Raw genomic sequence first — 2,690 nt, 5'->3', positions numbered from 1 at the left:
AATTACGTTATTCACACCATAAGGGCGCTTTGAATCGGCGTAAAATCCACGCAAGTAGTTATATATCCAATCAGGACCACGCAAACGAGCACTCAAAGTCAAATCAGGCGGAGCACTACCAAACCAAACCTTTGCCTGATCTTCAGCCATGGAAATTTCCATTAACTGGCCGATCTTGGTATCACCTACGAGAATATTTTCTTCAAAAATATCATGAGGAATTCCTAAATCATCAGCAGCACGCTCATAACGAGCGTACTTCATTGAGTGGCAAGCAAAACAGTAGTTCACAAATAAAGATAAACCATTCTGTAAAGACTCATTATCTGAAATGTCTGTTTTGATGTGATCCATAGGCGCTGCAGGTCCACCTGCAGCAAAAGCACCTAAAGAAATAACAGAACAGAAAACCGCAATTAATAAATGTTTCATTATCCTGTCACCCTCTCTGGAACTGGCTTGGTTTTTTCAATCTTTGTATACCAAGGCATTAATAAAAAGTAGGCAAAATACACAGCAGTCAAAATCTGCGCCCATAGCGTTCTTTCAGGCGTCGCAACAACAACACCTAAATAACCGAGTATAGAAAATGATACGACTAACAACGCTAGCGCAACTTTACTGATCCAGCCTTTATAACGAATAGACTTAACAGGGCTCTTGTCCAGCCAAGGCAAGACAAACAGAATTGCTATTGCAGCACCCATCACAACCACACCCAAGAATGCATCAGGTACAGCACGAAGCATTGCGTAGAATGGAGTAAAGTACCAAACAGGAGCAATATGATCAGGCGTTTTCAGCGGGTTTGCTGGTTCAAAGTTTGGCTTCTCGATAAAGTAACCACCCATCTCAGGGAAGAAGAAGACAACACCACAGAATACAAACAAGAAAACAACAATACCGACAATATCGTGCACACTATAGAAAGGATGGAAAGGAATACCGTCTTTTGGAATACCGTTTTCGTCTTTATTCTGCTTTATTTCGATACCATCTGGGTTATTCGAACCCACAGTATGTAAAGCTAATACATGCAGAACAACCAATGCCAAAATAACGATAGGCAATGCCACGACATGCAAAGCAAAGAAGCGGTTTAGCGTGATACCTGAAATCAGGTAATCACCACGAATCCACAAGGACAAATCCTCACCAATGTAAGGGATCGCGCCAAATAGGTTTACGATAACCTGAGCACCCCAGTAAGACATCTGGCCCCACGGTAACAAATAACCCATAAATGCTTCAGCCATCAAAGCTAAATAGATCGTCATACCGAAGATCCAGATAAGTTCTCTAGGCTTCTTATATGAACCATACATTAAGCCACGGAACATATGCAGATAAACCACAACAAAGAATGCTGAAGCGCCGGTGGAGTGCAAGTAACGCAGCAACCAGCCATATTCAACATCACGCATAATGTACTCAACCGATGCAAACGCACCTTCAGCACTTGGGTTGTAGCTCATAGTCAACCAAATACCAGTAAGAAGCTGGTTAACCAAAACAACCATTGAAAGCACACCAAAAATATACCAAACATTAAAGTTCTTTGGCGCGTAGTATTTACTCATGTGATTTTCGAATGCTTCAACAACAGGGAGGCGCTCGTCAATCCAGTTAATTAGCTTTTGCATTATGCCTGCTCCTCATCAACACCAATAACTACCGTTGCATCATCCAGGTACTTATAAGGAGGAATTTCCAAGTTCTTAGGTGCTGGAACCCCTTTATAGACTCGACCTGCCAAATCAAAACGAGAACCGTGACAAGGACAGAAAAAGCCACCTACCCAGTTAGCATCAAATTCTTGAGGCTTCACTTCTGGCACGAATTGTGGAGAACAACCTAGGTGAGTACAGATACCAACAATGACTGCATACTCAGGGCGCGAAGATCTAAACACCCCTTTAATATATTCAGGCTGCTGAGGTAACTCAGACTGAGGGTCTCGCAACTCATCAGACAGCTTTTCAATATTATCAAGCATCTCTTGAGTTCGACGAATAACCCAAACAGGTTTACCTCGCCACTCAACAGTCATTCTCTGACCTGGCTCCAACTTTCCAATGCTTGCTTTAACTGGCGCACCGGCAGCTTTTGCTTTTGCACTTGGATTCCAAGACGCAACAAACGGAACCGCTGCTCCAATTGCCCCTACCCCACCAACAACGGAGGTAGCACCGATTAAAAATCGGCGTCGGCCAGCATTAACGTCGCCATCACTCATATAGGCATCTCCCAATATTAACTACGTACCAATATTTACGTAGTAGTTTAGTTATGATGACCCAGCAACATCTACACCAGTATAAGTAACTTATACCTGCGTAAATAACGCCCAATCACTTTATCTTATCGACACTAGACTAAAATTTTAGACCGCGCACTTCAAAACCCACAGATAGTAATTAAATTGACCTGCCGCTTCAACAACTTTCGCTACAATATCCCTAATAAAAATAAGGATTAACATAAAAAAAAACGCCTGCCAGCATAACCGACAAGCGTTTCTTGAATAAGGCGTATTAACGCTTTGAGAACTGAGGCTTCTTACGCGCTTTGCGTAGACCAACCTTCTTACGCTCTACTGCACGCGCATCACGAGTAACCCAACCTGCTTCACGCAGTGCTGGACGCAACGTTTCGTCATACTCCATTAGAGCACGAGCAATACCGTGACG

At 43.0% G+C, this 2,690-nt stretch carries 3 protein-coding genes and 1 pseudogene; all 4 read right to left on the bottom strand.

Going from position 1 to position 2,690, the window contains the following annotated elements; translation table 11 throughout:
• Positions 1–432: pseudogene (locus tag A3757_RS18275) on the bottom strand (cytochrome c1); the annotation flags it as partial.
• Positions 432–1,643: a cytochrome bc complex cytochrome b subunit gene (locus A3757_RS18270; protein ID WP_068516409.1), complete on the bottom strand. Its 1,212-nt coding sequence runs from the start codon at positions 1,641–1,643 to the stop codon at positions 432–434. The gene A3757_RS18270 and the pseudogene A3757_RS18275, both read right to left, overlap by 1 nt.
• Positions 1,643–2,236, bottom strand: a complete 594-nt coding sequence (gene petA / locus A3757_RS18265; RefSeq protein ID WP_068516412.1) for a ubiquinol-cytochrome c reductase iron-sulfur subunit — start codon at positions 2,234–2,236, stop codon at positions 1,643–1,645. The genes A3757_RS18270 and petA overlap by 1 nt, the downstream gene beginning before the upstream one ends.
• A 298-nt stretch (positions 2,237–2,534) precedes the next feature.
• Positions 2,535–2,690, bottom strand: a 156-nt coding sequence (rpsI, locus tag A3757_RS18260) for a 30S ribosomal protein S9 (protein ID WP_082872141.1), incomplete at its 5' end; no start/stop codon positions are given.

Source organism: Oleiphilus sp. HI0117 (genome assembly GCF_001635235.1).
The sequence above is the reverse complement of the archived record's forward strand: the minus strand, read 5'-3'. Positions and strand labels throughout refer to the sequence as shown.

Bases quoted from the DNA above. Each gene is read 5' to 3' on its own strand.
- A3757_RS18270 (WP_068516409.1), bottom strand. From the start codon at position 1,643: ATGCAAAAGCTAATTAACTGGATTGACGAGCGCCTCCCTGTTGTTGAA.
- petA (WP_068516412.1), bottom strand. From the start codon at position 2,236: ATGAGTGATGGCGACGTTAATGCTGGCCGACGCCGATTTTTAATCGGT.